17 protein-coding genes are annotated in these 26,154 nt (G+C 44.8%); 5 read left to right on the top strand and 12 right to left on the bottom strand.

The genetic code is table 11. The annotated features are described in order from the left end of the window. Positions 1–147: 147 nt before the first annotated feature. Positions 148–1,434: an L-cysteine desulfidase family protein gene (locus BQ7997_RS05655; protein WP_073344827.1), complete on the bottom strand. Its 1,287-nt coding sequence runs from the start codon at positions 1,432–1,434 to the stop codon at positions 148–150. 143 nt (positions 1,435–1,577) lie between these two features. On the opposite strand from BQ7997_RS05655, the gene BQ7997_RS05650 reads away from it, so the two are divergent. Both BQ7997_RS05650 and BQ7997_RS05645 read left to right on the top strand, forming a co-directional pair. Continuing rightward, positions 1,578–2,663 carry a PCMD domain-containing protein gene (locus BQ7997_RS05650; RefSeq protein ID WP_073344389.1) on the top strand — a complete coding sequence of 362 codons (1,086 nt, stop codon included), beginning with the start codon at positions 1,578–1,580 and terminating at the stop codon, positions 2,661–2,663. A 40-nt stretch (positions 2,664–2,703) separates the two neighbouring features. Next, on the top strand, positions 2,704–3,489 hold the full coding sequence (locus BQ7997_RS05645; RefSeq protein WP_022138567.1) for a porin family protein: 786 nt from the start codon (positions 2,704–2,706) through the stop codon (positions 3,487–3,489). 87 nt (positions 3,490–3,576) lie between these two features. On the opposite strand, the gene BQ7997_RS05640 is transcribed toward BQ7997_RS05645, so the two are convergent. After that, positions 3,577–4,143, bottom strand: coding sequence for a calycin-like domain-containing protein (locus BQ7997_RS05640; protein ID WP_022138566.1), 567 nt, complete (start codon positions 4,141–4,143; stop codon positions 3,577–3,579). 160 nt (positions 4,144–4,303) lie between these two features. On the opposite strand from BQ7997_RS05640, the gene aroC reads away from it, so the two are divergent. Both aroC and BQ7997_RS05630 read left to right on the top strand, forming a co-directional pair. After that, a complete protein-coding gene (gene aroC, locus BQ7997_RS05635) occupies positions 4,304–5,380 on the top strand; it encodes a chorismate synthase (protein WP_022138565.1) in 1,077 nt (358 codons plus the stop codon). A gap of 19 nt (positions 5,381–5,399) precedes the next feature. Beyond that, positions 5,400–6,764, top strand: coding sequence for a dipeptidase (locus BQ7997_RS05630; RefSeq protein WP_073344386.1), 1,365 nt, complete (start codon positions 5,400–5,402; stop codon positions 6,762–6,764). Positions 6,765–6,884: 120 nt separating this feature from the next. Here the strand turns inward: BQ7997_RS05630 and BQ7997_RS05625 are convergent, their stop codons facing one another. Beyond that, positions 6,885–7,940: a linear amide C-N hydrolase gene (locus BQ7997_RS05625; protein ID WP_073344383.1), complete on the bottom strand. Its 1,056-nt coding sequence runs from the start codon at positions 7,938–7,940 to the stop codon at positions 6,885–6,887. 249 nt (positions 7,941–8,189) lie between these two features. Here BQ7997_RS05625 and BQ7997_RS05620 point away from each other — a divergent pair, with 249 nt between their 5' ends. Then, complete coding sequence (locus BQ7997_RS05620) at positions 8,190–9,110, top strand: hypothetical protein (protein WP_097677746.1); 921 nt, start codon at positions 8,190–8,192, stop codon at positions 9,108–9,110. Positions 9,111–9,319: 209 nt separating this feature from the next. On the opposite strand, the gene BQ7997_RS05615 is transcribed toward BQ7997_RS05620, so the two are convergent. The 9 genes from BQ7997_RS05615 to mutA form a co-directional block, all read right to left on the bottom strand. Then, positions 9,320–11,491 (bottom strand): DNA topoisomerase 3, encoded by a 2,172-nt coding sequence (locus BQ7997_RS05615; protein WP_073344381.1) that lies wholly within the window; start codon positions 11,489–11,491, stop codon positions 9,320–9,322. A gap of 223 nt (positions 11,492–11,714) precedes the next feature. Next, positions 11,715–13,274 carry an endonuclease/exonuclease/phosphatase family protein gene (locus BQ7997_RS05610; RefSeq protein WP_073344379.1) on the bottom strand — a complete coding sequence of 520 codons (1,560 nt, stop codon included), beginning with the start codon at positions 13,272–13,274 and terminating at the stop codon, positions 11,715–11,717. Between the two features lie 24 nt (positions 13,275–13,298). Then, positions 13,299–15,056, bottom strand: a complete 1,758-nt coding sequence (locus BQ7997_RS05605) for a RagB/SusD family nutrient uptake outer membrane protein (RefSeq protein WP_073344377.1) — start codon at positions 15,054–15,056, stop codon at positions 13,299–13,301. A 20-nt stretch (positions 15,057–15,076) separates the two neighbouring features. Further along, the gene (locus BQ7997_RS05600; RefSeq protein WP_073344374.1) at positions 15,077–18,598 is read right to left on the bottom strand and encodes a SusC/RagA family TonB-linked outer membrane protein; all 3,522 of its coding nucleotides are present in this window, start codon (positions 18,596–18,598) and stop codon (positions 15,077–15,079) included. A gap of 176 nt (positions 18,599–18,774) precedes the next feature. Next, positions 18,775–19,923 (bottom strand): peptidase M26, encoded by a 1,149-nt coding sequence (locus tag BQ7997_RS05595; RefSeq protein ID WP_073344370.1) that lies wholly within the window; start codon positions 19,921–19,923, stop codon positions 18,775–18,777. A gap of 32 nt (positions 19,924–19,955) precedes the next feature. Continuing rightward, the gene (locus BQ7997_RS05590) at positions 19,956–20,939 is read right to left on the bottom strand and encodes a FecR family protein (protein ID WP_073344368.1); all 984 of its coding nucleotides are present in this window, start codon (positions 20,937–20,939) and stop codon (positions 19,956–19,958) included. 118 nt (positions 20,940–21,057) lie between these two features. After that, the gene (locus BQ7997_RS05585) at positions 21,058–21,678 is read right to left on the bottom strand and encodes an RNA polymerase sigma-70 factor (RefSeq protein ID WP_073344365.1); all 621 of its coding nucleotides are present in this window, start codon (positions 21,676–21,678) and stop codon (positions 21,058–21,060) included. A 206-nt stretch (positions 21,679–21,884) separates the two neighbouring features. Next, positions 21,885–24,032, bottom strand: a complete 2,148-nt coding sequence (scpA, locus tag BQ7997_RS05580; protein WP_073344362.1) for a methylmalonyl-CoA mutase — start codon at positions 24,030–24,032, stop codon at positions 21,885–21,887. A gap of 1 nt (position 24,033) precedes the next feature. Further along, entirely contained in the window at positions 24,034–25,935 is a 1,902-nt protein-coding gene (gene mutA, locus BQ7997_RS05575; RefSeq protein ID WP_022139705.1) for a methylmalonyl-CoA mutase small subunit, read from the bottom strand. Between the last annotated feature and the right edge of the window lie 219 nt (positions 25,936–26,154).

The raw sequence follows: 26,154 nt of genomic DNA, 5'->3' as shown, positions 1-26,154 counted from the left end.
AATGGATAATGAACTTCTTGGTTTCATTATCCATTTTTTTATTGGTTATTCCTTAGCTTGACTATTCTTTAACTTGGTTGTTCCTTAGCTTAGTCTTTAGCTTGGCTGCTCTTTAATGCAGATTCTCTTAATTCAACTATTCTTGTTTCAGCATCCTTTGTGCGTCATAATATCGAGCACCATTTTATCCGTCTCATTCATGGCTTGTGAGCCGATTCTTGTCAGGTTACGGATGCTTTGATCCACGTCTTCATCAATAATACCTTCTACGGAAGTCACGCAACGGTCTTCCATCGCCATCATGGCAGACAGGACGGCTGTTGACACTCCGGTAGTTACCTTCAGGGCACAACTCGGTTTGGCACCGTCACAAATCATTCCCGTCAGGTTCGCAATCATATTTTGAACGGCAAAGGCAACTTGGTCATAGTTGCCACCCATCAACCAGGTGATTCCGCAACTGGAACCTGTGGCGGCTACCACACAACCGCACAGGGCGGACAATCGTCCCAAACTTTGCTTGATATAGATAACTGTAAGATGGCTCAACATCAGGGCACGAATCATTTCTTCTTCGCTCTTGTTGTTTTCTTCGGCAAAGACTACTACCGGAAGCGTAGCGGATATTCCCTGATTACCACTGCCGGAGTTGCTCATGACCGGAATCATGGCTCCTGCCATTCGGGCATCACAGGCGGCTGAAGTATACGAGAGGATATGGCAAAATACGCTATCGCCCATCACTTTATGTTCGTAAGTGCCACGGAGCATTTTCCCCAAACAATGTCCGTAGTTACCTTTGAAGGCTTGTTCGGCGGCAGCTTTGTTCAGGCGGGCGGTGTCGAGGATGAAACGGATTTCATCCAGTGGAGCGGTCAGGGCGAAGTCGTAGACTTTACGCAGGTTCAGTTCGGGAGAAGCGCCTTCTTCCTCTTCACTGGCTGTATGTTGCTTGTCGAGCAATACTTGCCCGTCTTTGGCTATATATATAAAGGTAGTGTGTCCGCCGGCAATAATGGTTTTTGCGGTTTTGCCTGCGGCTTTGCAAATGACTTCGATGTAGAGCTTTTCGGTAATATCCTCTTTCAGGGAGATGCAGATTCTCTTTTCCGCGATGAACTGTTCACCTTGTGCTACAGCTTCGGGCGTACAGTCTCTCAATACTTCCAGTTGATAATCAGACTTACCGATTAACGCGCCCAGGGCAACAGCTATCGGAAGCCCTACCATACCCGTGCCGGGGATTCCTACTCCCATAGCATTCTTGAGTATATTGGCACTTAACAATACTTCAATTTTCTCCGGTTTCTCACCCAGCATTTCGGCTGCTTTCGCAACACAAAGTGCCACTGCAATAGGCTCCGTGCATCCGATGGCAGGAATCACCTCTCTTTTAACCAGCTCTATAATTTGCCTTCTTTCTGACTCAGTCATGAACATATAAGTTTTGTTTCTATGAATGTTTCCACAAAAATAGAAAATTCTTTTCTATCCTACACAACTTAGTGAACAAATAAAATCACATTTTGTTATAAATTCTTGTGATAATCCAACTTTAACAGCAAGAATAAAGAAAAATGAAAGCAAAACACGTGATTTTCTATTTGCTATTAGCTATTATTTCGTCTTCTTGTATTCGCGACGAAGCTCCCAATGCAGAGGCAGATATTCTCAGTTGCATACTGCCTGATGTGGTAATGACTACTAGTCCTATCATCAACAATAATTCAGTAACTCTCTTTGTCGGGCCGGGAACGGATGTTTCGGCACTTGCGCCGGAATTTGTCCTGACACAGTGGGCAACAATCAGCCCGCAAAGCGGGACGGTACATGATTTTAATTCTCCTCAGAAATATATCGTCACAGCCGCCGATGGCGTTTGGAGAAAGACATATACGGTGTCCGTCATTGATACGGAGCTTGCCACCAATTATCAATTCGAGGATACTTTGGGCGGAAAGAAGTATTACATCTTCGTGGAGCGTGAGGGTGATAAAGTAGTAATGGAATGGGCAAGCGGAAATGCCGGCTATGCCATGACCGGAGTACCCAAGACGGCTGATGACTACCCCACTTTCCAGGTGACGGAAGGTAAAGAAGGAAAATGCCTTTCTTTGGTGACACGCAGTACGGGATTCTTCGGGAGTTTGATGGGTATGCCTATTGCTGCCGGGAATCTGTTTATCGGTTCTTTCGATGTGGGCAATGCAATGAGCAATCCGTTGCAAGCTACGAAGTTCGGACTTCCTTTCCGGTATGTGCCGACTTATCTGGCCGGGTATTATAAATACAAGGCGGGAGATAAATTCACGGAAGGAGGTAAGGAAGTAGATGGAAAACGTGACATATGCGATATATATGCCATTATGTACGAAACGACTGAATCTGTCCCTACACTTGATGGAAGCAACGCGTTCACCAGTCCGAATCTGGTTTCGATAGCTCGTATTGACAACGCTAAGGAGACAGATGAATGGACATATTTCAAACTTCCCTTCACTACCCTGCCCGGTAAGTTCATTGATAAGGAAAAGTTGAAGAATGGAAAATATAATGTTGCTATCGTATTTACATCAAGCCTGGAAGGGGCATACTTCAACGGAGCTATCGGAAGTACTTTACTGATTGATGAAGTCGAATTAATCTATCACTCGGAGAATTAATCCATTACCCGGAAAAATTAATTTTATAATAGACAGAAAGATGAAAATTTATCCTTATATATTCAGTTTTCTCGCTTGCATGGGAATAGCCTTGCCGGGGTATTCGCAAGTGGACAGAAATGAAACGCTTATCCGTTCCGCCCTTCGCGGACTGGAATATGAAATAAAGGCAGGATTCAGCATCGGTGGCACAGCACCGCTTCCCTTGCCCGTGGAAATCCGTTCAATCGACGGTTATAATCCGACGCTTGCCATTACTATCGGCGGCGAAGTTACCAAATGGGTGGCTGTTCAAAACAAACTGGGTATCATCGTCGGGTTGCGCCTTGAGAACAAGGCGATGACGACCGAAGCTACCGTAAAGAATTACAATATGGAGATTCTCGGACAAGGCGGTGAAAGAATCAGCGGCGTATGGACGGGCGGAGTGAAAACCAAAGTACATACCGCGGGGCTGACTATTCCTTTAATGGCGACTTACAAACTGACTGACCGATGGAATATAAAGGCAGGCCCTTACTTCTCCTATATTCTTTCAAGAGAGTTTTCGGGACATGTGTACGAAGGGTATTTGCGTGAGGACGACCCTACCGGGCCTAAAGTGGAATTTACGGACGGAAAGATTGCGACTTATGATTTCTCCGACGACTTACGACATTTCCAGTGGGGATTGCAGGTAGGAGCCGGATGGAGAGCGTTCAAGCATCTCAATGTGTATGCAGACCTCACTTGGGGACTGAATAATATTTTCAAAGATGATTTTCACACGATTACTTTCGCCATGTATCCTATCTATTTGAATATTGGTTTCGGATATGCATTCTAAGGAAATGTATATGTTTTAAATTAAAAAGGGGGGGGCTGCCTGAACGATATTTCTTCTTCAGGCAGCCCCGCTTTTATTTCTACAAGATCAGTTTTTATCAGGGTTCTCCACCTGTTTCACACCCAGGAAAGTAACTTTCACTGTCTGTTGCAATGCAGGCACTTTCACGTTGATAGTCATATTCGCATCCATATCTTCCACCGTTCCCGCTACGGTAGCGTTGCAAGTCCCCAGAGCAGCGGCATCTCCTTGGAAGGTAAGGTCTTGTTGTCCCGTAAAACCGGAGACGCCTTCTTCCTTCTTCACCGTACATTTATCTATCACAATATCCCCGAATTTCAATATCTGCCCGTTCAGGAACAATTCAAAGTCCTTCAGTTCTATTTTTATTTCCGTATCGCTGACCTGCGAGAATGTGATAAACTTAGGCAGTCCGTCAGCAATGACAGTCTCTTGGTCGGAACCATCCGCTATCATGGAAATATTCAGGTTTCCCCAGTAAGTCCCTACTACATCGGGAGCTGTTATTACCGCTTCCTCACCGGGTTCGTTACCGTTGTTGTTCTTGCTATCGTCGTCGTCATCGCTGCTACAAGCAGAAAAGAGAGTGACGGAACATACAAATGCCAATAAATACAATAGATTCTTTTTCATACGTCTTCAGTTAAGTTATTATATAAAATCGCCATTTATAAACCGAATTGAAGAAAAAAGGTTCAATATGCTTCCTTTTTTGAAGATATTTTGAGTTCACAACAATCTTACCGAAAACTTTGTTATATTTGCATACAGTAATTTTAAAAAAGCCACGACTATGTTTAATTCATTTGGCAATATCTTTCGGCTCACAAGTTTCGGTGAGTCTCATGGAAAAGGAGTTGGGGGAGTGATTGACGGTTTTCCTGCAGGAATCACCATCGACGAAGAATTTGTACAGCAAGAACTGAATCGCCGCCGTCCGGGACAATCTATCCTTACCACACCACGTAAAGAAGCTGATAAAGTGGAGTTTCTCTCCGGTATTTTCGAAGGTAAATCCACCGGATGCCCTATCGGTTTTATCGTATGGAACGAGAATCAGCACTCTAGTGACTACAACAATCTGAGAAATGTATATCGTCCTTCACACGCTGACTATACTTACACCGTGAAGTATGGAATCCGTGACTACCGCGGTGGCGGACGTTCTTCGGCACGCGAGACAATTTCGCGCGTTGTAGCCGGTGCTTTGGCCAAATTGGCACTCCGCCAGTTGGGAGTCAGCATCACCGCTTATACCTCGCAGGTAGGCGCTATCAAACTGGAAGGCAGCTATTCCGATTATGACCTTGACCTGATAGAAAGCAACGACGTACGTTGCCCGGACCCGGAAAAGGCGAAGGAAATGGCAGACCTTATCTACAAGGTGAAAGGGGAAGGCGACACCATCGGCGGCACGCTGACCTGTGTCATCAAAGGATGCCCCATCGGACTGGGACAACCTGTTTTCGGCAAACTTCATGCTGCCCTGGGCAATGCCATGCTAAGTATCAACGCTGCCAAAGCATTCGAATACGGCGAAGGATTCAAGGGACTGAAGATGAAAGGTTCGGAACAGAACGATGTTTTCTTCAACAACAACGGACGAATCGAAACGCATACCAACCACTCCGGTGGTATCCAGGGCGGGCTGAGCAACGGACAGGATATTTACTTCCGGGTAGTTTTCAAACCGATTGCTACTATATTAATGGAACAGGAGACGGTCAACATCGACGGTGTGGACACGACGCTGAAAGCCCGCGGACGTCATGATGCCTGTGTACTGCCGCGTGCCGTGCCTATCGTGGAAGCGATGGCTGCCATGACGATACTTGACTATTACCTGCTGGATAAGACCACGCAGCTTTAATATCAGCAAACGATTCAATATGAACGAAATTCAGAAATATATTACAGCGAACGAGCCAAAGATAATGGAAGACTTGTTCAGCCTTATCCGTATTCCGAGTATCAGCGCACTGCCCGAACATCATGACGATATGTTGGCATGCGCAGAGCGTTGGGCACAACTATTACTGGAAGCCGGAGTGGATGAAGCATTGGTAATGCCCTCCAAAGGCAATCCGATTGTCTTTGCACAGAAAATAGTAGACCCGAATGCCAAGACTGTTTTAGTCTACGCCCACTACGACGTAATGCCTGCCGAACCATTGGAACTCTGGAAAAGCCAGCCATTCGAACCGGAAATACGTGACGGACATATTTGGGCACGTGGCGCGGATGATGATAAAGGACAATCTTTCATTCAGGTGAAGGCTTTCGAATATCTTCTCAAAAACGAGTTATTAAAGAATAATGTGAAGTTTATCTTTGAGGGGGAAGAGGAAATCGGTTCTCCGAGTTTGGAATCCTTCTGCGAAGAACACAAAGAACTGTTGAAAGCAGACGTAATCCTCGTCTCGGACACGAGTATGCTGGGAGCTGAACTTCCTTCGCTGACTACCGGTCTGCGCGGACTGGCTTACTGGGAAATAGAAGTGACCGGCCCGAATCGTGACTTACATTCAGGACACTTCGGCGGCGCGGTAGCCAACCCCATCAATACGCTTTGCCAGATTATCAGCAAAGTGACGGATGCCGACGGACGGATTGCCGTTCCCGGCTTCTATGACGATGTGAAAGAAGTTCCGCAAGCCGAACGGGAAATGATTGCACATATTCCTTTCGATGAAAAGAAATATAAAGAGGCAATCGGCGTGAAGGAAGTGTTCGGAGAGAAAGGATATAGCACACTGGAACGTAACAGTTGCCGTCCGTCTTTTGATGTGTGCGGCATATGGGGCGGATATACGGGAGAAGGCTCAAAGACCGTACTTCCGTCAAAGGCTTACGCCAAAGTTTCCTGCCGATTGGTTCCGCATCAGGATCACCATAAGATTTCTCAAATGTTTGCTGATTATATCCGCAGCATCGCTCCCGATACGGTGCAGGTGAAAGTTACCCCGATGCATGGCGGACAGGGATATGTCTGTCCTATCTCTCTTCCTGCTTATCAGGCGGCAGAGAAAGGTTTCGAAATTGCTTTCGGAAAGAAACCGTTGGCAGTGCGTCGCGGTGGCAGTATTCCTATCATCTCCACTTTTGAACAAGTCTTGGGTATCAAAACCGTATTGATGGGATTCGGACTTGAATCGGATGCTATTCATTCGCCGAACGAGAACTTTTCACTTGATATTTTCCGTAAAGGTATCGAAGCGGTGGTTGAGTTCCACAAGGAATATGCAAGACTCTAAAAATATAATATACAGCCAATAGAAAGAATAAAAGAAGAACGATGGACAGGCTTGCATTCAAGCACTTGTCCACCGTTCTTCTTTATTTTACAGATAACCCTTACATCGAACAGACGTTATTTACATCACCGGAGTCTGAAAAAGGAAAGTAAACGATTTGCTGTCTTTCAAATCCTTCACAGCGTCACCTGCATAAATCTCACCATTTGCCAAAGACAGCTTCTTTATACTAGCTTTCGGGCTGAAATCAATCTTCTTCAAATCCAGCCAAAACAAATTCGGAGTTAAGGTCGATTCAAAATAATAGACCTTATTCTTTTGGTCGGAGACGGTACGCCAACGGGTAGAAGAAATATGAGGTTTATCGGGAGTAGAGATTCCGAACGGGACGGAGACATTGCGCATTACACTCAATACACTCGGGATGGCGATTTTAGCATCCGAGGTTTGTGGAATGGCATGAATATAGAAAGAAGCACGTACAAAGCGGTCGCTTGAACGGTTTGTACCCGGAAGCATTTGCAGGCCACCCACCTCTTTCCAGTAGTCGTTGATAGCTAACTGATATTCGTAGCGGGGAGAGTTTGTCATCACCTGGTATTCTTTTCCTTCATGGATGCTTAGTTTTCCGTCCAAATATTCCAATATGGCAGTATTTCCTGTTTCATCGGTAATAGCGAGGTGCAGAGTCGATTCCGAGCCATTCGGCAGACGGGGAGCGTCGATACGGAAGGTTTCCTTTTTCAGTTCGTCTACAGCTTCACGCACTGTCGCGAAATTATCAAGCACATACTGCGTCCAAATACTTATTCCCATCGCCGGCCGGGTATCCCCCGGCAGTGAATAAATCGTTTCAGGCAGGAACAGCAGACTTGCTACCAGTCCTTTCTCATTCATTCCGTCACAAGTTCCTATATCATAGCCAGTTGCAATGACACTTCCATACTTGGACGTCCAGTTCAACGTTTTCTCCTTATTGTGTCCCGTGCGCTGAATGCCACGTGGAAATACATAGAGATTCGAGTGTAAGTCTTCTTTCCAGTCCATCGTACGACCGGTTACCACCATTTGCTCCGGGCCGATATACACTGCACGTGTACACGCCTCTACCTGCTGTATGCTCCCTAAAGAGGCAGCAACCAACAATAATACAACTACCGCCAGATTTTTCTTCATTTTTCTTTTTGGTTTAAATAATTGATACTCTTATCTATAAATAACAACTGCCTGGTGAATATTGCCTGAAAGAAAGACGAATTTAATGAAAATAAAGGATTTATCCGAGGACTTCTTTGGTTATTCCAAGGTTCATCAAGTTAAAAAAACTTGTCGTTGGAAGGAAATGCTGTTTACTATTTGTTATTCCACTCTCCTTTCGTTATTTTTGTGGGTAGAAGAATTTACTAAACTATAAGAAGAGGACAAATGCGTATGAAACAAAAGATTAGCATTTCACGGTTTCCAATTTTCCTGGGTTTGCTCCTTCTGCTGTCTTCCATTCCGCAGTTGCTCTCTGCACAGGAAGGGATTGACAGTACCCGCATTATTCGTAATGATTTGCTAAAACAACCGGAAGGTATATTGTTTCAACATGCTACACCTGATTTGTTTCAATATGCCACGCCTGATTTGTTCCCGCCTTCAAAGTTCAAGGACACTTCTTCTCCGAATTTGTCCAAACAGCTGTTTTACTTTCCACCCGATTTTTCACATAAAGGAGAAATCTATCTGCCTTATCAGATAAATCCTTCTCCACTCTTCAAAGGTGATTACAATACAAGCGGCATATTAATGCAATTCCCTCACGGAGCAGTATTCGGCTCGGGCAAGCAAACGAGTGTGCCGGGCATCGGACTTTTCAACAATGCTTCGTTGGGTTATCAGCACATCTTCAATGACAGGTTTGAATTACAACTTCAGGCTAATGCAATGAAAATAAACATGATGCATTTCACCGGACAGGCATTCAGCACTTCGGGCGCTCTGCTCTATCACGCTTCCGACCGTGTTGCTTTCAAGGTATTCGGCTCATATGACATCGGCAATTCTTACGGAATGAGTACTCACAGTTATGGAGCTACCATGTCCATCGATATGTCCGACCGCTTCAATATGGAGATGGGAGTACAACGTTATTACGATGCTATGAGAGGACGTTGGGAGACAGTTCCTGTTGTTATTCCCACCTATCGCTTCAAGAATAATTTCAAACTTGGTCTGGATGTAGGCGGAGTTCTGTACGAAGTACTACGCAATGTCATATTTGACAAACACGGTGGTGGTGATTACAGCGGTGGCCCTACCATTGCTCCACCTCGTTCTTTTTTGCCAATACGCCCGAGATAAGGAGTTAATTTCAAGAGCCTTGATGATAATGTCCGTTTCCCATAAGGAAACGCCAGTATCCTCGTAGAGAAACGACTGTATCCCCGTAGGGAAACGGGCGTTCCCTCGTAGAGAAACGAGAGTTTCCTGTAATAGAAACTACAAGAAACTATAAGAGACTGATATCTAAGTATATGGATAAAACTGACAGAGAAAGGAGCAACCGAATTTTATTCAAAATTCTTCCGGTAAGCACATCCGTTCCTCCATTCCGAACATCCGTAAGCTGTCTTGCCTTTTATGATTGTTCCTTTGCCGCAAAGCGGGCAAGGTTGTCCTACTAATGCATCCGGATTATCAACCGAAGAGGCTATCGAAGCAGATACAGTAGCCGGCGGTGTTTCAACTTTTGTACTTTCTGTCACCTTTGTTTCGGACTTCGGTTTCTTTTCTTTTGGAGCACTTGGTTTCCGTTCACGTTTCTTCGGTTCTTTCTTTGCTTTCTCTTCAGCCTGGGCAGCTACTGCGTCTTGAATAGTAATACGACGATTCGTATTATCAGACAGTACACTCATCACAACTTCCGAAACCATTTGCTTCAGTTCTTCGAGGAATTGGCGGGCATCATAGGTTTTCTTTTCTATTTCGCGGAGCTTCTTTTCCCAAATACCTGTCAGTTCGGCAGATTTCAAGAGTTCTTCATGGATAATTTGTACCAGTTCCACTCCTGTCGGGGTGGCAATCAGGTTCTTTCTCTCCTTGCGGATATAATTCCGTTTGAACAAGGTTTCTATAATAGCGGCACGGGTAGACGGTCGCCCGATACCGTTCTCTTTCAAGGCATCACGAAGTTCGTCATTATCCACCAGTTTTCCGGCGGTTTCCATTGCACGGAGCAAAGTCGCTTCCGTGAAAGGTCTTGGCGGTTGCGTCCATTTCTCGTTCAAGTCAGGGATGTGAGGGCCGCTCTCCCCTTTCACAAAGGCAGGGAGAACATTTTCGTCCTCGTCCTCTTTCTCTTCGGTGGAGTCCTTCACGTCTTTGGCGAATACGACACGCCAGCCCGGTTCCAAGATTTGCTTACCGGTTACTTTAAATTCTATTTTGTCTACTTCGCCCATCACGGTGGTGGTAGAAATCTTACAGTCAGGGTAGAACACGGCTATAAAACGGCGGGCTATCAGGTCGTAGACACGGCGTTCCATATCGGTCAGGTTTTGAGCGTACACTCCGGTAGGGATGATGGCATGGTGGTCTGTCACTTTCGAGTTATCGAATACTTTCTTCGATTTAGGCAGTGTAGAGCCGTTCAAAGGGGCAGTCAATATTTCGTAGTCACGGAGTCCTTTCAATATGCCGGGGCATTTCGGATAAATATCGTCACTCAGGAAAGTTGTATCGACACGCGGATAAGTAGCGACTTTCTTTTCGTAGAGAGACTGGATAAGTTTCAGTGTCTCATCGGCAGAGTAGGCAAATTTCTTGTTACATTCTACCTGAAGGGAAGTCAAGTCGAACAAACGCGGAGCGTATTCCTTTCCGTCTTTCTTGCCGACACTGGTGACTACAAACGGCAGGTCTTTGATACGTTCTACCAAGGCTTCGCCTTCCTCACGATTGGCGATGGGGTCGATGCCCGGATTGTCTATTTTCTTTTTTCCGCCGTTCTTCTCTTCTTCGGCAGCGATTTCTTCATCACTTTTGCGGATAAGGGCGGAGAAAGTGGTATCACGATAGTTTGTCTTCAATTCCCAATATTGCTTGGGCGTGAAGTTGGCAATCTCCAGTTGGCGGTTGACAATCAGTGCCAGAGTAGGCGTTTGCACACGACCGATAGAGAGCACCTGCTTGTTTTGACCGTACTTAATCGTATAAAGACGGGTGGCGTTCATTCCCAACAACCAGTCACCTATTGCACGAGAAAGTCCCGCCTCATACAACGACTGAAAATCAGACTGGTCTTTCAACTTGGAAAAACCTTCACGAATAGCTTCTTCCGTCAAAGAAGAAATCCACAGTCGCTTCACCGGACAGCGTGCTCCAGCCTTCTGCATCACCCAACGCTGAATCAATTCTCCTTCCTGACCGGCATCACCGCAATTGATAATCTCATCCGCATTCTGCATCAACTGCTCGATAATATGAAACTGTTTCTCAATACCCGGGTCATGCCCAATCAGCTTGATACCGAAACGCGGGGGAATCATCGGTAAGCTGCCCAAACTCCACGATTTCCAATTAGGCGTGTATTCATGGGGCTCTTTCAAAGTACATAGATGCCCGAATGTCCAGGTCACCTGGTATCCGTTTCCTTCTATATATCCTTCTTTTCTTGTATGAGCACCGAGTACTTCGGCTATATCACGTGCTACAGATGGTTTTTCGGCTATGCAAACTATCATTCTTTCTCCTCTTGTTTTTATACTATCAGTTTGCAAAGTTACACGAATATTTGTCTAAAAGAACAATATTCTGCAGAATATGTTACTCCTACCAAAGTAAAGCACTCATAATGAGGATACGAGCAAAATAACATCCCGTTTCTTCATTCTATCTGGAGTGAAAAAACGGGATTATTACATTTTAGTCAATTAGTATCCATATAGCATTCCGCACCTAATCATTTTATTTCAAACCTGTGAAGTCACAGAAGAGAGGATAGTGTGAAGAAGCGGTCGCAACGTCGGCTCCGGTCAGATATTCCATCACGTCGGCTTGCGTCACAGTAACGCCATGGTCTTTCAAAGATACAATAAAGTCCAGACGACGCTGTTTTCCACCGTTTTCAGTCGACTTGTCCGCACTAAGAAGATTCCAGTCTTCCTTTACTTTCTTGAAGAAGTCGCTTTCCAAATTGCCTTCATTGAAATAGCCAGCCAAGAATGCCGGCTTGTTATAAGCGGACAACTTCGTATGCAATGTCTGAAGCGCCTCGATACGTTTAGCCATATCCGTATCAAAATTCGTACTGGCTACCACAAATTTCTCATATTCCACTACCATTGCCGCACGCATCTCACTCTTTCCCGGCATCTGATATCTGTCCACACTGATTGGTTCGTCTTTCGTCAATATACCTACGCCAAACTCCCCGCCCTTGTAATCAATCGCTTTAGCAAAATAATCATGCATATTACTCTTTTGCGCCAATGTATTCAACTGGTCTATGCCGCTTGAGCGCTCCGTCTCCTTATCCAGTCCCTGCAAGCAGATAATATCGGAATTCATTTTATTTATAACAGCAGCGATGCGATCATAGTCAATAATTCCGTCCGTACCGGCACAGTTTTTCGTGAAGTAATTAGCTATGCGTAAATCTCCCGCGGCTTTCGGAAATTCTTCGAGTGCCGTCACCTTACGGAAATCACAATAAAGAGGATAATGGTCGGAAGCCATCGAAACGTTAACACCGTCCAGATTATACACGACATTCGATTTCACCACACTCGTTGCAGGACTCTTCAATGCCACAACAAAGTCGATGCGCTTGGTAGATTGCCCCGTAGGGAAAGTATTTTCCGTAGAACTAACTACATTCCATTCCTTTTTCAACTCCGTAAAAAATGCCCCGTTCATCAAGTCTTCATTAAAGTCGCCTGCCATATACACTACCTTTTTGTATTCTTTGGCAAGCTGTGTCAATAACTTCGCAGACTCTATTCTGTTATTTTCTTCCAGAGCCAGGTGCGTGGAGATAACTACATAGTTCTCAAATTCGGCTATGGCAGCAGAACGAAGTTCGGCACCGGGAAGCGGATAAGTCCGCGTACTGACCGGTGTTCCTTTAAATAAAAGACCGTTTCCGTATTCACCTCCCTGATAGGTGATTGACTTGCTGAAATAGTGGTTCATTCCTGTTTTATCCGCCAAGGTTTTCAACTGGTCGACTTTATTACTGCGGGTAGTCATATAGTCCACTTCCTGCAAGCAAACAATATCAGGCTCCATCCCATTGATAATAGCTGCAGTTCTGTCATAATTAATCACATCATCGCTACCGGCGCAATGCCTTATGTTAAAAGTCAGTACTCTGAGATTATCCTCTCCTTTCGGGTAAGTATAAGAAATCTCCTGCTTACCATAGGGTATCATATTATCAAACTTGGAGTTGTCCATGTCATCGGCACAGGACAAGTTGGCAAACACTGCTGCCAGAAGACATATATAAGAAATCATATTTTTCATAAGAATTTATATTTCTGAATCTAATTAATTAAAGTTCAATCCGTCATTCCAACCGGGATTCTGTGTTACCACACCATTGGACAAAGTACGTTCGCTGATAGGAACAGGGTATAAATAATCTCTGTCTTCATTCCATTTTTTAGTAATGAGACTGTGACAAATGATATAACCACTCTCGCCGTTCGACAAGCGAATCTGTTCGCCAATCTCCAAATACAAAGGTACATTTCCGGCAGGTTTCGTTCCAACATAGAAACAGACATCATCCGTACCGTCCTGATCCAAATCGTAAGTGCCCGGACCGGGGATATAGATTCCCAGCAAGTCGTTCTCGAATAATTTCCCTTCTTTCCAACGCATGATGTCGTAATAGCGGAAACCTTCCATCGCCAGTTCGATAGTCCGTTCACGACGAATTTCAAGAATTACCCCCTGGTTGGCTCCTTTCACATTCGGATAACCTGTGGCAGCACTCATCAGGTACGGATCCGGTTTTGAATTAGCCAGTTCCATATCCAGATTCCCCATCCCTACCCTGTCTCTGAGTAACTTGATGGATTTATTAATATCCGCCTGCTTCAAAGTTCCCAATTCGGCTTTTGCTTCTGCAAAATTCAAGTACACCTCTGCCGTACGGAACAGTGGAATATCATTGCATGACTTATTATATTCATCATAATTAGCTGTCATCGAATATTTTATCAAGTGATACCCCGTCATTGTGTAGGCAAGGTTCGGAGCCTCTTTCTTTGTACTTCCTATTCTCGTATATCCGGGAGTACGGATAGTTTGTGCCAGTCGCGGGTCCCGATTCTGACATTCCTGGTCGAAAGTCATTGTTTCATAACCGGCTTTATCCGTGAAACGGCTTCCGTCCGCCATCAGATAAGAATTCACAATCTTCTTATTTAACCCCGGACGCCCCATCGTGGTGGCATTCTCATAATTCTGCACATTATGAAGCACGGAAAGAGAGGCTTCATAGTCGCGACCGAAAATGATTTCATCCGCTTGCAAATTCATGGAAGCGAATAAATCCCTATAAGGTGTGCTGCCCGATTTATAGAGCGTATATCCGCTTTCATTCATAAATGTTTCGGACGCCGAGACACAAGCGTCCAAATATTTCTCATAATCCTCTAATCCATGATATTTACGGAAAGTCCCCTCGAACAGACAGACACGGGATTTCAGTGCCAAGGCTGTCCACCGGGTCAGTATATATGCATTTTTTGTTTTCGGAAGATGGGTAATCGCAAAATCCAGGTCGGCCAACATTTTCTGCATGACGAATTCCCGTGAATCCCGGGCTTTATATAAATCCGGGTCGTCCGAATCAAGTGCTTTGTCATACCAGGGAATGTCACCGTACCTCTTCACTTTCTCAAAATAGAAATAAGCTCTGAAAAAACGGGCGACACCATCATAGCGGTTACGGGCATTCACATCCGTGCAGTTGTGGGAATACTGTAAATAGAAATTAATATCCCGAAGTGCAGTAAAATTCCAGCCGTTACCCTCGTCGGGGATGATACGCTGCCCGGACATTTCGAGCATCAAATCGGACTTGACAATTAAATCGGATGATTCGGAATAGATATCGGCGGCAGCCGGAATCAAGTTATTATAAAACTGGTTCGTAAACAACCGCAACTCATCCTCAGTCTTGAAATATACATCCGGATAGAGACGGTCTTTGGGCGTCTTATCCAACCAATCGTCGCAAGAAACGAAAGATACCGCCAATGCGAGCAACCAAGATACTATATAAACAGGTTTCATAATTCAGAATATTATTTAGTTTAAAAAGTTACGTTCACTCCGAAAGAATAGGTTTTCGACCAAGGATACAGTTTAGCGTTACCATTCGCAGATTTAATAGAGTTCTCCGCCGAAGCTTGTTCCGGGTCAATGTAATCGCTCTTTAGCGGAGAGAAGGTAAACAGGTTCTCGCCACTGAAATAGATATGCAGGCGTTCTATCTTCACTTTCTTTGTCCATACGGCGGGAATCGTATAGCCTACTGTTATATTCTTCACCCTGCAATAAGCCAGGTTCTGCAAATAACGGTCGTTCACCACTCCCAAGGAACGGTTGTTGCCCAAAGCAAGATAACCTATCGGACGCGGGAAATAAGCATCCGGATTTTCCGGGCTCCACACATTACTCAAGAAATCACGGGGAATGAATGATGAATACGGACGTGCATACGGTCCCCAGAAGAATACGGAATTCGTGCCCGGATACCAATCCTGATGCCCTACCCCCTGAAGATAGATGGAGAAGTCGAAGCCGTACCAGTCGAAACCACCTTGAATGCTATATGTATAGCGCGGCAATGAGTTTCCGATTATTTTCCGGTCGCCGGGGTCATCCGCCGTATTCGAACCGGAAGAAATTTTATGGTCGCCGTCCAAATCGACGAATTTCATGTCACCGGCATGAAGTCCCGGATTCACCTGTGCCGTGTTGATGACGAAGTTCACAGCCGACTGGTCGACATTATAGCTTGCCGCTTCTTCATCTGTTCTGAAAAGTCCGTCTACCACATATCCCCAAATATCACCCAGTTTCTGACCGACATAATAATCACTCAATATCTTGGACGGATTATCGAATTTTGTTATTTCCGATGTGTTGTCTGCCAGACCTACGGACAGGTTATAGCGGAAAGGCTTGTTTGCCAGTTTGAAGGCATCGTTCCAGGTCAACATCAATTCCCAGCCTTTAGTACGCAGATTGGCTGCATTTTGCTTGGGCTCATTAGCCCCATAAGCACCGGGCAATTTCTTGCCGGAAGTTTGCATCCCTTTGGTATCTCTGATATAGGCATCGGCAGTCAGATTCAAACGGTTATTGAAGAAACCGAGATCCAGTCCCACATTCCAGGTTGAGACAGTTTCCCAAGTCAAGTCTGCAGAGTTCGGGTCGGAAACACTGGCATAGGAACCTTTCTTCTGGTCGCCAAAGATATAGTTCATGGTGCCGTTGGTGTTAATGGTCTGGATATAATCATAATATCCTACCTGCTGGTTTCCCAACGAACCGTACGACAGACGCAATTTCACATTATCAATATTCTTCTTCAAGTTTCCGAAAAACGGTTCTTCACTGATTCTCCATCCTACGGAAGCCGAGGGGAAGAAACCGAATCGGTGTCCGCTTCTGAATCGGGAACTTCCGTCATAACGCCCGCTCGTCTCGAATAAGTAACGACCACCCTTGTAGGAGTAATTAAGACGATAAAATGCTCCTAAAAGTGCGTATTCATTCTGTCCGCCGGACATAGTCATCGCATCTCCTACTGCCAGGTTCAAGTCATTCAGGTCATCGGAAAGCAAGCCTTGGCGGGAGACTTTAATATCTTTCAAACGTTTGGTTTCATAGTTATAACCAGCCATAATCTTAAATTGGTGGTCGGCAATATCCAACATGTAGTCACCATAAACATTGAAAGCCTGGTACCAATGATTGGTTTGTGTTTCTTTCAACTGGTTCACGCCGTTTCCGGTAGTCAGATAAGATATTTCACCCGGATATTTGGAATAGGGCACATTCACCGTCCTGTTCATGGTCTGGTAGTTGTAATGCAGGTAACTGTAATTGGCACGGACATTCAGGTTCTTCATCACGTTGAAGCTTGCCTCAAAAGTGGTGGAGAACTCATAGCGTTGGTCTTCATTCTTATGCTTGCCATAAGCAAGGATAGCACCCATCCCATCCAAAACAGCAGAATTGCTCAATGAAGTCAGATATACGGCACTACCGTCAGGATTGACAGGAACGAAGCTGGCCAACGCATGATTCACTGCGGTATTGAAGTTGTTATTGATACCCGATAATCCCGGATAAGAGTAACTATTGTAATGGTACTTCGTATTATTGCTGATAGTCAGTCTCGGGGTTATTTTAGCCGAGATTTTGCTTCTGAAGTTATACACCTTATACTTGTCCGGGTTCTGCCTGAAAATACCTGTCTGGTCGACTGTATTTCCTGACAAGTAATAGTTCAGTTTGTCATTTCCCCCGCTGACACTGATATTATGTTCCCACATCGGCCTGTTTTTACGATAGAGATAATTATACCAGTCAAAGTTACCGTAATAGACGTATGTGTCTCTTCCATCGCGTTGGTCGGTCACTACCCAGGGACGTTCCGGATTCTCCGTTTTATCATTCCGGCGCAGCCAGAGCTGGCGGTAGTCTTCTTCTGTGTAGTTAGTATAAGGCTTTCCATTATAGTTGGTATAAAACAAGTCATTGATACCTGCCGAATAATAGCCTCTGGTTTCAAAATCGGTAGAAGTCGTCTGATTGCTCCATGAATATCTTCCATCATACGATACGGTAGTCTTACGGGCAGAACCTTCTTTAGTAGTCACAAGGATAACACCATAAGAGGCACGCGCACCGTAAATGGCAGCCGAAGAAGCATCTTTCAGCACTGAAATGGATGCGATGTCATTCGGGTTCAAGCGGTCGATGTCTCCCTCTATACCGTCAATCAGAACCAGCGGCGACGCGTTGCCGCTAATAGAATTGACACCACGGATATTGATGGTTGCCGAAGCCCCCGGATAACCTGAACCGAAGGTTACATTCATATTAGGTACTGTTCCTTGCAGCATCTGCGAAGCTCTCGGTACAGGCCTGTCTTCCATCGTTTTACTATCTACTACAGCAACAGCCCCCGTCAGGTTGATTTTCTTTTGAGTGCCATAACCAACGACTACCACTTCTTCCAACGTCGCTGTATCCTCACGGAGCATCACTCTCGAAGATTTCTGCAACTCGGAGACTTTGATTTCCTTCTTCTCAAATCCGATATAGGACACTACTACTACCGCATTGACCGGAACGGACGACAATGTAAATTCACCATCCAAATTCGTAATCGTTCCCATAGACTGTCCTACCACCTGTACACTGGCACCGATTACCGGCTCACCATTCACATCGACTACTTTCCCCGTAACCCGGTGTAAAGACTGTGACGGGGCGGCAGCGATATTTCGTACCGTCTTCTTCGTGATGATAATCATCCGGTTTTGCAGCTTGTACTCTACATCTTTATCCAAAACAGCGGCAAGCACATTGTTAACGGTTGCCTGTTGAAAGGAAGCCGTTATTTTCTTGTTTTCGTTAACCTCGTCCGTTTTATAGATAATGGAGTACTTTGTCTGCCGCTCAACTTCTTTCAATACCGCCTTTAGCGGCTCATTTTTAAAGACCTTCGTTACCGTCTGCGCCCCAAGTGACTGGACGCCCATACATAACAGAATCAGGAGAAACAGCCTAAAAAATGAGTTTCTTCGGTCATTCATAATTTTATCAATTAAGTTGTTACAATTTAAAGTGATTTATATTTAAGGATATATATATTCGATTGTAGTGTTTCTCAGAACCGCTTCTATAAGATAAAACAACTCATCATCCATCTGCCCAACCCCTATAAATACAAAAAAGCAGAAATAATCTGCTTTTTTGTATCGACCGGTGCTCATTTCTCAGCCCACTGGAATGCCGGGTAACCGTCCATTCCTTTTTTCCAAAGATTCGGATTCCAAGCTACGATAATATTTCCCAGTTCATCGACAGTCTTTGCAACTCCGTGAAATGTCGTTCCTGTGGCTGATGATTCATCTGACGCGGTAATCGTACCTCCGTTCACTTTCAGTATGATGCTTTCACAAGCATAACAGTTCTCATAGCTGCCCAAAGAAGCAGAGACACCGACAATACGCCCTACGGTTGACGAAGCATCTGTTCCGGTCAGATTACTCCACGCTACACAGTTCTTGATAGCAATATCACAATTCTTGTCGATTTGTCCCAAAATACCGCCTATGCCCCCTTTGGTTGCACTGACTGCTCCGTATGCATAGCAGTTCTCAATAAAGCCACCCACACCAACTTTCCGTCCGGCAATACCACCTGCTTTTCCGCCGCTTGCCGCTTGGTCGTTGACGGTTGCACTTGAATAACAGTTCTTTATATAACTTTCCTGTCCATCATAGCTATTTGCCAATACGCCGGCTATTCCACCTGCCGCACCTGAACCTGTCACTTCCCCGGTCGTAAAGCAATTCACAATTCTTCCCGTCTTACTGCCATTTCCCTTGTCTTTAAGTCCGAGATAACCGGTGATAATTCCAATGCCTTGCCGAGTAGACGATACAGAAGCGTCAACAAAGCCTACATTACGACAATCACCGCACAATACTCCGAAGAAACTCGGATAATCACCGGCAGAGCATTTAAAGTTTTTAATGACATGGCTGTCTCCGTCAAAATCTATCTCATAAGGAAAATCCCCTGAGCCATTCAGCGATTGCCAGTCATCAATACCTGCCATATCAATGTCAGCACCCAATTGGAAATAAACTTTTATTCCCGATTTCAGCACACTGCGCATATTCTTAATCTGCGTCCCATTCATAATCACATAAGGTTTGCTGTCCGTTCCGTTTCCTTTCTCGAACAAACCGCCGGCACCGTCTCCGTCACCATCATTATTTCCGTCATCCGTTTCCGTCTTTTCAAATGGAACACGAGTATAAGAATCTAAAGGATTAGGGTCAGAACACGAGATTGCAACAGATGCCATCATCAACAGCATCCCCAATCTGCCTATTTGAGTAATATTCATACTTGATTTCTTTACAATTAAACATTGAGTTCTTATCTTATATATATATCCTTTTCCTTATATTCTACTTTGATAGGTATGATTTCTTTAAGCGCGTCCATTACATCCACGATTGTCTCTTTATTGCGTAATGAAACACGGAACTTCATGTCACCCAGCTTCTCCGACCCCAACTGAATACGCACATCGTACTGACGGGAAAGTTTCTTCACCATCTCTCCCAATGTGATGTCATCATATTCGATTCTGTCTTCCGCCCATGCCATCGCCTGCCATGCATTGACTTTCTTTCCCTTCAACTGCCCTGTCTGCAAATCCAAAGAAATGGATTCTCCCGGCGACATCCGTATTTGTTCTTCCTTATAATTCAACTCTACCACTCCTTCCTGCAAGGTAGTCGTTATATAAGAATCATCCGGGTAGGCGGATACATTAAACTTTGTACCTTTCACCACCACATCATATTCCTGTGTTTTTACCGTAAATTTCTTTCCATTCTGCCTGGTTACTTCAAAATATCCCTCTCCTTCCAGTTCCACAACCCGGTCGGCAGTATTGAAATGATTCGAATATCTCAATACGGAACCTGAATTCAGCCATACGATAGTACCATCCGAGAGCTGTACTTTACTTTTATCCCCCAACGGAGCCTCGCAGACAAAGAAGGTTTTCGGTGCAAACAGGTAAACAGCCTGCCGGATACCCAGTGTAGAACCGACAATCAATGCTACCACAGCAGCGATACGGGCTATCTTCCATATATTCAGTTTCGGTTTCTTCAATAATGGGACAATAGCTTCCTGCGTATATATCTTATGCTTCAATGCTTCCCATTCGGCATTGGTCTGCGAATCGGACACCCGGTTGTTCATCCATTCTTTCTCCCACTGACGGAATCTGCCATAGCCGTCTTCCGCCTGTTCGAGACTTTCAAACAGGGTTCTTTCGTCAGCTCTTGATATACGTCCTTCAAAGTACTGAATAGCCAATTCCCGAATATTTTCTTCTTGCTTCATTATATTCACTTTCTATAAGATGTAACAACCCATATTTCATTTACCCAACCCCCGAAACAAAAAAAGCAGAAAAAACTTTCCTGCTTCTTATTCTTTATATGCTTAAAGAGCGTCTTAATCACTTATGCTCCATCATCAGCCATGCCAATATCACTATATATAGGTCTACCGGATAATGTTCGCTGAAATGCCGGGAAAAATACTGCAAAGCTCTTGCAATATGTTTTTCGACCGCCGTAGTGGATATTTGTAGTTTTTCCGCGATTTCCCTGTTCTTCAATCCCCTGAAACGACTTAACAAAAAAATCTCACGCGACCTGTCCGGCAACTGATTGAGAACAAGAGCAATCTGTTCCTGCAATTCATTGTATAATAATTTATGTTCCGCATCCTGCATAAAGTCTGCGTAGTAGAGCCTTTCTTCTCCGTCCAGCTTTGCCAGATACTCCACCCGGTACTTTTCAACAATCGAGCGATGTTTCAAATAATTCAGGCATCCGTTACGGACCATAGAAAAAAGAAGAGAAGTGAGTGAAACAGCAGATAACATTTCGCGACGTTCCCAAAATCGCAAGAAACACTCCTGAATAATATCGCGAATTGTTTCTTCATCTTCAATAAAACGAATAGCATACCCTCGCAAACGAGGATAATAACTCTTGAACAGAAACTCAAAAGCCGCATTATTGCCTCTTTTCAGTTCCCCCAATAATTGTTTATCATCCATGAAATCTACCATAGTTTAGAATTTTACGCGCAAAGGTACGGCCATATAGTTAACAAAGTGATGACAATATTATGAATATTTTTTCAATAAATCAAATTTGAGGTACTTTTTATAAAATCCCCAAAAGGAGATATTTCAATAATAAAATACAAAAAAAGGGTCAGCAACTGACCCTTTTTAAAATCTCATTTTACGGCTTATACAACCTGTTGATTGCTTTATTCTTCATCCATAAGAATTTCCAAAATCTGACAAGCAGCTTTCGCCACCGGAGTGCCCGGGCCGAAGATAGCGGCTACACCTGCCTTATACAAGAAATCATAATCTTGTGCAGGGATAACACCACCGGCAATCACCACAATGTCTTCACGACCCAGTTTCTTCAACTCTTCAATAATCTGCGGAACCAATGTCTTGTGTCCGGCAGCCAGTGAAGAAACACCTACTACATGAACGTCGTTTTCTACCGCTTCGCGAGCTGCTTCCGCAGGAGTCTGGAACAGAGGTCCCATATCCACATCGAAACCACAATCCGCATAACCGGTCGCTACCACTTTAGCACCGCGGTCGTGACCGTCCTGTCCCATTTTGGCAACCATGATACGAGGTTGACGTCCCTCTTTCTTCGCAAACTTCTCAGCCAGTTCACAAGCACGTTTGAAGTCGCTGTCGTTTTTACTTTCTGATGAATACACGCCTGATATAGTTCTAATTATTGCTTTATAACGTCCTACAATCTGTTCGCAAGCAGATGAAATCTCACCCAATGTAGCGCGGACATGAGCCGCTTCCACAGCCAGTTCCAACAAGTTACCCTTGCCGGTCTTCACACATTCGGTAATAGCAGCCAATGCCTTGTCCACCTCTGCCTGATTGCGTCCTTCTTTCAAACGGTTCAGGTTTTCAATCTGTTCAAGACGAACCGCTGTATTATCAATCTCAAGAATGTCAATCGGAGCTTCTTTTTCCAAACGATACTTGTTCACGCCGACAATAGTCTGCTGACCGCTGTCGATACGGGCCTGTGTACGTGCGGCAGCTTCTTCGATACGCATCTTAGGAATACCGGTTTCGATAGCTTTCGCCATACCACCCAGTTTTTCTACTTCCTCGATAAGTTCCCAGGCCTTGTGTGCCAGTTCGTTAGTCAGAGATTCTACATAATAAGAACCACCCCATGGGTCAACGTTCTTGCAAATGTAAGTTTCCTCCTGAATATAAATCTGAGTATTACGTGCAATACGTGCGGAGAAGTCCGTCGGCAGGGCGATAGCCTCATCCAGTGCATTGGTATGCAGGGATTGTGTATGTCCCAAAGCGGCGGCCATTGCTTCGATACAAGTACGTCCCACATTGTTGAACGGGTCTTGTTCGGTCAGTGACCAGCCGGAAGTCTGTGAGTGAGTACGCAATGCCAGTGATTTCGGGTTCTTCGGATTGAATTGTTTCACAATCTTTGCCCACAACATACGTGCGGCACGCATCTTGGCGATTTCCATAAAGTGATTTGTACCGATTGCCCAGAAGAAAGACAGACGCGGAGCAAACGCATCGATATCAATGCCTGCGGCAGTTCCGGCACGAAGATATTCGAGACCGTCAGCCAGTGTGTAAGCCAACTCGATGTCTGCCGTAGCACCTGCTTCCTGCATGTGGTAACCGGAGATAGAGATAGAGTTGAACTTCGGCATCTTCTGTGAAGTATATTCAAAGATGTCGGAAATAATCTTCATTGAGAATGCAGGCGGATAAATATAGGTGTTACGCACCATGAATTCTTTCAGAATATCGTTCTGGATAGTACCTGCCATTTCTTCCAACTTGGCACCTTGTTCCAGTCCGGCATTGATGTAGAATGCCATAATCGGAAGCACCGCACCGTTCATTGTCATAGACACGGACATCTTGTTCAAAGGAATACCGTCGAACAGTACTTTCATGTTTTCCAAGGAACAGATAGATACACCTGCCTTGCCTACATCACCCACAACACGTTCGTGGTCGGGGTCATAACCGCGGTGAGTAGCCAGGTCGAATGCAACCGACAGACCTTTCTGACCGGAAGCCAGGTTACGGCGATAGAATGCATTTGATTCTTCGGCAGTAGAGAATCCGGCATACTGGCGAATAGTCCAGGGACGGAGCGTGTACATTACTGAATACGGGCCACGCAGATAAGGCGGAAGTCCGGCAGCATAGCCGAGGTGTTCCATTCCTTCGAGGTCTTCTTTTGTATAAACAGGCTTCACTTCAATGTGTTCCGGTGTTTTCCAGTCAGCGGAGATACCGTTAGCCTTTTGCCATTCAGCACCGTTGGCAGGCTGAAATGCGGCATATATATCTAAGTTTTTAAAATCTTTTCTCATCTTACTTCAATAGTTTGGCGTTAAACTCTTTCAAGGTATCCAGTACGTTGACACGGACATGGATGAAGTTTTCGATACCCGCTGCCTTCAGTTCGTCCATGCAGGCAGGAGCACCGGCAACGATAAACATGGCACGACCATTCAATGCCTTGAATGCAGGAATTGCATATTCCGCATATTCATCGTCGCTGGAGCAGATAACGACAATGTCAGCTTTCGCAGCCATAGCAGCTTCCACTCCGGCTTCCACTGTTTCAAATCCGAGGTTATCAACCACTTCATAGCCGGCACAAGCCAAGAAGTTGCAAGAATATTGTGCACGTGCCTGACGCATTGCCAGGTTACCGATAGTCAACATGAATGCTTTCGGACGTTTACCGGATGCTTCCGTTTCAAGACGGAGTGCTTCAAATTCGCTGGCAGCACGGTCGAATACTAATGTATCCACATCTTTTTCGCAAGTATGAGAATCACCGCCACAGCAGCATTTCGCTTCTGCCGGTTGCTTGTCTCCTGCTTTCTCGTTGAAGTTCGGGAACTGGTTGGTACCCAACAACACTTCACGACGCTGAGCCACCGCTTTATGACGAGCCTTATTACTTTCGTTCACGGCAGCCTGAACGGTTCCCGCTTTCAATGCAGCATAGAAACCACCAGCTTCTTCTACTGACAAGAACAATTCCCAGGCTTGCTTAGCGATAGATACAGTCAAGTTTTCAATATAATATGAACCGGCAGCCGGGTCGATCACTTTATCAAAATGAGACTCTTCTTTCAACAGCAGTTGTTGGTTACGGGCAAGACGTTCGGAGAATTCATCCGGAGTCTCGTATGTCTTGTCAAACGGAGTCACTGTCATAGAATCTACACCACCTAATGCGGCACTCATCGCTTCCGTTTGTGTACGAAGCAAGTTCACGTGTGCATCAAACAAAGTCAGATTGAAAGTAGAAGTTTCGGCATGAACCGCCATTTTAGCTGCGCAACGGCATTCACCGTTAGCACCTTTGTTATCGCAATCGCGCACACATTCAGGGTTGTAGGAAGCTACGATATTCGCCCAAAGCAGGCGTGCGGCACGGAATTTTGCAATTTCAAGGAAGTAGTTGGAACTGATACCGAAGTTGAATTTGATTTTCTTGGCTACGATAGCGGCAGGAACACCGGCCTCGGTCAGTTGGTTCATGTATTCATTACCCCAAGCCAATGCATACCCCAGTTCCTGGGAAATATAAGCACCTGCGTTATTCAGGGATAAAGCGTTTACATTCAATACGCGATAGAAAGGAAGCGGTTGGATAGCTTCAATCAGAGCTTTGGCAGTTTGCACCATATCGCCCTTTTCCTTACCGCGGGTCAGCATCTTGTTGAAGAAATCATAGTTGATGGAACCTTTCAGTTTCTTCACATCATAATCTTTCTTCTGGAAATAAGCTACCAGCAGATTAGCCAGTTCAACAACATGTCCCTGGCAAGTAGAGAAGTTAAGCTCTACACACTCAGCCTGAATATCATTCAACAGAGTCTCAAGATATTCCGCACTGAGTTCTTTCGCCTTCACATGGAAAGAAAGTGAGTCAACACCCTTGTTCAGAATATCCAGTGCTTTCGCATTGGCTTCTTTAGGGCATTCCACCTTGATTTCCTGGCGAACCAGCCACTCATTGTTGTCTTTTTTAGTTCCTCTCAGATAAGGGAATTCTCCGGGAAGTGCATCAGTAGTTTTCAAACCTTCCAAGTCTTCCATCCGGTAGAAAGGTTTCACTTTGAACCCTTCGTTTGTTTTCCAAACGAGCTTCTTCTCAAAATCAGCACCTTTCAAGTCGGCTGTAACCTTCTCCATCCATTGTTCGGTGGAGACAGGAGAAAAGTCTGAGAAGAGTTTTTCTTTTTTGTCTGCCATAGTTTATCTAAAATTAAAACAAGAATTAATATTGTCTTTATTTTTATCTGTCTCTTTCCAAATGTCTGTTGTTCGACTTGCAAATATAACTAATAAGTTAAAACAAAGCTCTTTTTTATAGAAAATTCGCACAGTCCGCTTGCAGAATGTCGGACATCTGATCTAGAAAATAAAAGAGGAGAAATACTTGATTTACATCAATGTTATAAGTAATTTTGC

Source organism: Bacteroides congonensis (assembly GCF_900130125.1).
GTDB lineage: Bacteria > Bacteroidota > Bacteroidia > Bacteroidales > Bacteroidaceae > Bacteroides > Bacteroides congonensis.
This window is presented reverse-complemented; position numbering and strand designations above follow the sequence as displayed.